We start from the raw sequence: 6,096 nt of genomic DNA, 5'->3' as shown, positions 1-6,096 counted from the left end.
AAGCACCCACTCCGGCAGTTGGAGACGTGCGCCGCAGGTCACGCGGCAGGCGGCCACCTTGTCCGGGGTGAAGGAGAACACCCACGGCCAGGGTGGCGGCTCCTGGTCGGCTTTCAGCGCCTCCGCTGCTGTGCGGGATGCGGTCAGGGCCTGGTCGGCGCTACGCCGGTCCCCAGCTGCCGCGTGTCCGAGGGCTTCGACGCTGGACAGCCATGCGTCGGCGACGGCCGGACGCCGGTCGCCGAGTACCCGTCGGGCGCGGCGGGCGAGGTTCAGGGCCTGGACGCCGTTGCCGGCGTGTGCCTCGAACTGGGCGAGCGTGCCGGTCTGGTAGGCGGTCAGGAGCGCGTTCCCGGCTGTTCTCGCGGCTTTGACGGCCCCGCCGTACCAGGATCGGGCCGATCCGTGGTCGCCCTTGTCCCAGGAGAGCCAGCCCGCGAAGGATGCGGCCTCGCTGCCCACGGCGGCCAGCCGTGACCGGTCTGCGTCGCCGGTCGCGGTGCGGGTGATGGTCTGGATGAGCCGGATATGGCCGTCGACCGCCTCGGCGAGGTCGCGGGAGGGGGTGGTGCCGTCGAGTCTGCGGTAGGCGCTCGTGGTCAGCCGCAGGGCGGCGGCCTGCCCGCCGGTCGTGTCGTGTGTGTCTGGCGCGGCGGCCAGGATGGGGGCTGCCATCGCGGCGACCGCTCCGCCAAGGACGGTGCGTCGGTGCATGGGATCGTCGTCTCTCACCTGGACCTGCGCCGGGCGCCCGTCTGCCAGACCCACCAGCGTCGGCGGAATCTGAAGATGTGCAGCCGCCGCGGTCAGGACGTCCGTGCTGTATGAGGTCGAGCCGCGTTTCTCCAGACGGGAGACGGCGGATTGGGACATGCCCAGGGCCTGCCCCAGTGCTGCCTGCGTCATCTGCCGCTCCTTGCGGGTCAGTTCGATGACGCGTCCGTAGTCCCCGGCCCGGGAGGCGTCCCGGATCGGGCCTGTCTGGAAGTCCACGACGTGCCCCCACGCTACGAGTCCATGCGGCGTTCGGCGCCTGCCCGTACCCGCTGGGCGCATATCCGTATGCGCATGCCGCATGGGTGATGGTCCCATGGCGCACGGTGATCGTTGACTGGGTGTCAGCCCAACCGTTCCCCGCCCTGGGGAGCGTTCGGCCGGTGGTCCTCCCCGCCCCGTTGGGGACGTCCACCGCCACATCGACCGCAAGCGCTGAGGCGACGATGACCCAAACCGCGCAGCAGACGACCGGCCACGTGAGCACCGCCCGCGGCCTGTTGCACCGCGATCACCGCTGGCTCGGCCGGGAGGTCGAGGACACCGCGTCCGGCCGACGGGGAATTCTGCGGGCCATCGCTCCGGACGGCGACAAGCCGCGGCCGGTGGCATGGCTGCAGCCGACGGGCGGGGGGCTGGAATGGACCACGGATCCTGGCGCGCTCGCCAACCCTGCTCCCCTCACCCCGGACACACACCAGGGGGAGGCATGGTGAACGGTGCGTACGGCCGTCCCTCGGAGATGCAGACCTCCGTCACGGTGCTGTGCGATCCGGACGGCTCGCTCACCCGGGATCTGCCCCTGGACCGGGAACCGGTCATGCTGCTGGCCCTCGCCGTGATCGCACTGCCCACGACCGGGAACACGCTCCCGCCGGGGGACTGCGAGCAGATCGCCCGGCTGATGGCCGGGCACGCGCGCCTCGTCGCCGACGAAGTACAGGCGCTGTGTGCCCAGCTGCCGCGCCTGAGCCCGCTGCGCCCGCTCACCGAAACCGTGCTCGGCGAAGCCCGCCGGCGGCTGTCGGTGGAACCGCGCGCCACCCTCGCCTCCGCGCAGAACCGGGCCCGGGTCGTTCGCATCCTGTACGAGCGTCTCGACCGGCTGCAGGACCTTCCGCCTTCCTGACCATCTCTCCCCGAGACGCCCGATCTCCTCCCCCCGTGGGCTCGGGCGCCGGGAGTCCCCTGCAGGTGTGACCGCTCCCCAACCCACCTGCAGGGGACTCCCGTCCAGCCACCATGCGCCGACCTCAGCCCGGTGCCCCGGGCGGGGTTCCCATCCACTGCCGTTGGAGGCGTACGTGAGCACCACAGCCGTGAGCACATCGCCCGACCCCGTTCCCCCCGTCCCGGACGCCAGCGAGGTGTTCGCCTTCGCCACCCGCGAGATCGCTGCCGCTGCCGCAGACCTGTGGCCGCGCGCCGACTTCGGACTCGGCGACCACGTCCCGAGCGTCACCGGTTACGTGCGCCGGATCCGCGTGGACGGGCGCACCCTGTACGCCAAGTACGCCTTTCTGGGGGTGTCGCTGGTCTCCCTGCTGCGGGGCGCCTGCGGCCCCTGGCCGGATGTCCGGGAGTCTCAGCAGGCGTACGTGCAGCGGGCCGGCGCGCTGATGGACCGGGAGGCCGCGCAGTTGCGGCTCCTGTCCCAGCAGGGCTCTTTGCGGGTCTGTCCCGTGGCCGGACTGGCGCGCGGGGTGCTGTTCACCGAGTCGGTGACCGGCCCGACCCTGGCCGACCTGCTCCTGCAGCGTCCCCACGACGCGGCCGAACTCCTCGGCGGCACGTTCGGCGAACTGCGGCGGCTTCACCACCCGTCCGCGGCCCGGCTGCTGGGCCCGGCCCGGGTCATCGGGGAGCGCAGCATCCGGGGGACCTTCCAGCGCAAGTTCAACGGGCTGAGCGGCCCGACCTATGTGGAGCGGCTCGGGGCCGCACGGTGCGCGGCGGACGACCGTGACCTGGTCGTCGGACTGCTGCGCGACGTCGTGGTCCGGCTGCACCGGCTCCAGACCACGGGGCTGCCCCAGCAGGCGAGCAGGAGGGTGCTGGCGTACGGGGACCTCAAGCCTGAGCACGTGGTGTTCCCCGAAGGAACATCCGGTCAGCCGGTGTTCATCGACCCCGGCCTGCTGCTCGCCCCTCCCGCCGTGGATGCCGCGAAGCTGATCAGCCGTACCGTGCTGCTGCTGGCCGCTGCCCGGCCCGGTGGCGAGACGGGCCGACAGGCCATGGACGGGGTCAGCGCCTTCGCCGCGGCGCGGACGGACGTCCTGCCCGCCCGGGTCCGCCGCGCGTGGCTGCGGGAGCTGCTGGTGCTGTGGCTGATGGACAGCGTCAACATCCTCACCACGTACCTGTCCGCGCCCGGCGCGCTGCCGCTGCCCGGTCGGGGCAACGCGCTCGTCGGCCGGGCCGTCGACCTGTGCCGGATGGTCGACCAGCTCAGCTCGGAGCTGGCGGCCGGCGCCGATGCGCGCGCCGTGTGGGAGAGCGCGCTGGGCCGGGCTCAGGCGGTGGCCGCGTGATGCCGGGGCCGGTGGGCTCGGTCGGGGTCGTCGGTGCCGGAGCCGTCGGCCAGACCGTCGCGGCCACGCTGGTGTCCTCCGGCATCTGCCATCGCCTGCTCGTCGTCTCCCGTACCGTCGAGCAGGCGGCGGCGCTGGCCGCTGACCTCGACGACATGCGCCAGACCACGGGCTCGCCGGTGCACCCCGAAGCCCGCCGGGCGGCGGACCTGATCGGCTGTCGCGCCGTCGTCGTCGCCGTGCGGGCCACGTTCGCCAACACCCGTTCCTCCGACGTCCGGATGGGCGGCGCGGCGGCCAACGCTCCCGTCGTCCGCTCTCTGGCCACGGCCCTGGGCGGCTACCAGGGGACCGTGCTCGTGGTGACCAACCCGGTCGACCTGATGACCCGGCTGTTCGCCGAGACCTCCGGGTGCCCGCGCGTGTACGGGATCGGCTCGAACCTCGACTCCGCCCGCTACCGGCTCACCCTGGGCCAGCTGCTCGACGTGCCCGCAACCGCCGTGCACGGCCACGTCATCGGCGAACACGGCGACGGCGCGGTGGTGTGCGCCTCCTCGACCACCGTCAACGGCACGCCTGCCGTGATCCCCCTTGCGGAGGTACGCGCGGAACTGCGTACCCGCCCCGGTCGGATCAGTGCCGGCGTCGGCCGCACCCGCTCCGGGCCTGCTGGCGCCGTGCTGTCCACCTTGCGCAAGTCGCTCGGCCTGGTCGACGGCACCGAGGAACTGACCTGCGAGCACCGCGGCGACTGGCTCGGAATTCCGTTGCGCTTCACCGCCGGTCAGCCCGTAGCGTGCCTGCCTGCCCTCGACGCGGGCGAAGACGCGCAACTGGCCGCGACCGTCACCAAACTCCGTGGCGCCTACCAGGCGTTACGCCGTCCTGCCCCATCTTCGACCCGACTGGAGACGACGTGAGTACCCCCACCGCCACCCGGCTGCACGCCGCGGACGCGAACGTGACCGTCCTGAGCAACACGCCCTCTGTCACCGACTGGGCCCGCCGATACTTCGGGTCCTGGTGGAACGCGTTCGAGGTCCCCGCGAGCAGCATCTGCGAGGGACCGCTCGTCACGGCCGACCTCGACGACAAGGCGTACGCCGACCTCAACGCGCTGGTGACCGCCTGCCCTCACGACGACGTCACGTACGCCAAGGCCCGGCTGCTGCTCGCCCGGGACAGCACGGGCACCATCACGGGCGTCTCGCCCGAAGAGGGCCTCGCCTACCGCTCCGAGCAGCTCGGCGGCCACGTCACCATCGCCGGACGTACCTCCGAGCAGCTGGCGCTGGCCACGGCCCGGATCGCCCGGGAGATGATCCGGGCGGCCCTGCTGCGGGACGGGTGGACGCTCCTGCACGCCTCCGCCGTCGTCCGCGACGACCAGGCGCTGCTCACCTTCGGGTCCAAGGGGTCGGGCAAGACCACCACGGCGCTGCTGCTGGCCAGCCGCGGTGCCCAGCTGCTCGCCAACGACCGGGTGTTCGTCAAGGTGGTCGGCGGTGAGCTGCGCGTGCTGCCGTGGCCGTCGGCGGCGGCCGTCGGGCTGGGCCTGCTCGACGCCCTCGGCCTGTACGACGTCGTGCGCGAGCGGCTGCAGGCGGGCGAGCAGCTCCACCCCACGCAGCACCAGGACGTCACCGACGCGCTCCTGGCCGGCCGCCGCGAGCCGCTGTGGGAGCCGGGCGGCAAGCGGGAGATGAAGGTGCAGGTGTTCCCCGACCAGTTCTCCACCTGGTTCGGCATGGAGCTGGCGACCGGCGGACGCGCGGCAGCGCTGTTGTTCCCCCGCATCGACCCTTCCGCCGTGCCGGCCGTGGTCGACGGGGCCCGGACCCTGGGCGAGGACGACTTCATGAGCGGCACGACGGAGGACCGCTACCCCGATCACTTCGGCCTGGCCTACGGCATCAACGGCGGCGGCAGCGACCTGGCCCGCGCTGCGGTCGCCGACCGGCTCGCCGGGCTCCCGCACCACCAGGTCGTCCTCGGCCATGACGTCGCGGCCAACGCCGACTTCCTGGCGAAGCTCGTGAGCGACCTGTGACCGGCCCGGGGCCTCGGCATTCCGCTGCGGCCCCGGCCTGACCGGTCCACACGCCCGCCCGCTGCTCTCCCCCGTGAGCGCGGGCCTCCCCGGGCCCCGGTGGTGCGCGAAGAGCTAGGGCGGCTCGCGCACCACCGGGGCCCCTTCACGTGCCGGCGGGAGCCAGCTGCTGCTCGGCGTCGTCCGCGAGGACGTCGACCAGGCGGCGCAGCGGTAGCAGGGCCGGGTCTCGGGCGTCGGTGTAGCGGAGCACGAAAGCGGTGTTGTCGAGCAGCAGGGACACCTTGCCCTGGGGCACCGTGCGCTGTGCCGCACGGATCGAGTCTTCTGTCCACGTGAGGCGGGCGAGGCTCTCGGTGAACCGCAGCTCGGCCTCGTACGGAAGCCATTGCCCGCTCTTGTAGTCCCGGAGCAGGGCCTCGGCGTCACGGGTCAGGACACGCCACGCGACATCGGCGGGCCCCATGCGGTCGGGGGAGTCGCTGCAGGGCCTTGTGGCCTGGCAGGGCTCGCACAGGCCGACGGAGCGCGGAACACCGGACGCCGGGAGCAGCACCACGCTCACCCCTGGGGCCGCGGGGACAGGAACGCTGGCGAGGTCGCACAGGTGACAGTTCGCGGGGACGGCGGCCAGATGGCGGGCGTTGGGTGGGGTCACGACGTGTTCAACTGCGGGCGGACGCATACGACACGCCTCGCGCGCGCGTGCGTAGGACGGTCTCATAAGTCTCACGA

7 protein-coding genes are annotated in these 6,096 nt (G+C 72.8%); 5 read left to right on the top strand and 2 right to left on the bottom strand.

The window, feature by feature from the left end:
* Positions 1 to 993 (bottom strand): helix-turn-helix domain-containing protein (locus IEZ11_RS49950; RefSeq protein ID WP_189269778.1); only part of this gene is annotated, 993 nt, incomplete at its 3' end.
* A gap of 227 nt (positions 994 to 1,220) precedes the next feature.
* On the opposite strand from IEZ11_RS49950, the gene IEZ11_RS49945 reads away from it, so the two are divergent.
* From IEZ11_RS49945 to IEZ11_RS49925, 5 genes are all read left to right on the top strand, one after another.
* Positions 1,221 to 1,490, top strand: a complete 270-nt coding sequence (locus tag IEZ11_RS49945; RefSeq protein ID WP_229713994.1) for a hypothetical protein — start codon at positions 1,221 to 1,223, stop codon at positions 1,488 to 1,490.
* Entirely contained in the window at positions 1,484 to 1,903 is a 420-nt protein-coding gene (locus tag IEZ11_RS49940) for a DUF6415 family natural product biosynthesis protein (RefSeq protein WP_229713993.1), read from the top strand. The genes IEZ11_RS49945 and IEZ11_RS49940 overlap by 7 nt, the downstream gene beginning before the upstream one ends.
* Before the next feature lie 175 nt (positions 1,904 to 2,078).
* Positions 2,079 to 3,308, top strand: coding sequence for a phosphotransferase (locus IEZ11_RS49935; protein ID WP_229713992.1), 1,230 nt, complete (start codon positions 2,079 to 2,081; stop codon positions 3,306 to 3,308).
* On the top strand, positions 3,308 to 4,231 hold the full coding sequence (locus IEZ11_RS49930) for a lactate/malate family dehydrogenase (RefSeq protein WP_189269776.1): 924 nt from the start codon (positions 3,308 to 3,310) through the stop codon (positions 4,229 to 4,231). The genes IEZ11_RS49935 and IEZ11_RS49930 overlap by 1 nt, the downstream gene beginning before the upstream one ends.
* A complete protein-coding gene (locus tag IEZ11_RS49925; protein WP_189269775.1) occupies positions 4,228 to 5,361 on the top strand; it encodes a phosphoenolpyruvate carboxykinase (ATP) in 1,134 nt (377 codons plus the stop codon). The genes IEZ11_RS49930 and IEZ11_RS49925 overlap by 4 nt, the downstream gene beginning before the upstream one ends.
* A 145-nt stretch (positions 5,362 to 5,506) precedes the next feature.
* Here the strand turns inward: IEZ11_RS49925 and IEZ11_RS49920 are convergent, their stop codons facing one another.
* Entirely contained in the window at positions 5,507 to 6,019 is a 513-nt protein-coding gene (locus tag IEZ11_RS49920) for a hypothetical protein (protein WP_189269774.1), read from the bottom strand.
* Between the last annotated feature and the right edge of the window lie 77 nt (positions 6,020 to 6,096).

The organism is Streptomyces fuscichromogenes (genome assembly GCF_014645815.1).
Taxonomy (GTDB): Bacteria; Actinomycetota; Actinomycetes; order Streptomycetales; family Streptomycetaceae; genus Streptomyces; species Streptomyces fuscichromogenes.
Note: the sequence above shows the minus strand (reverse complement) of the source record. Positions and strands in the feature narration are given on the sequence as shown.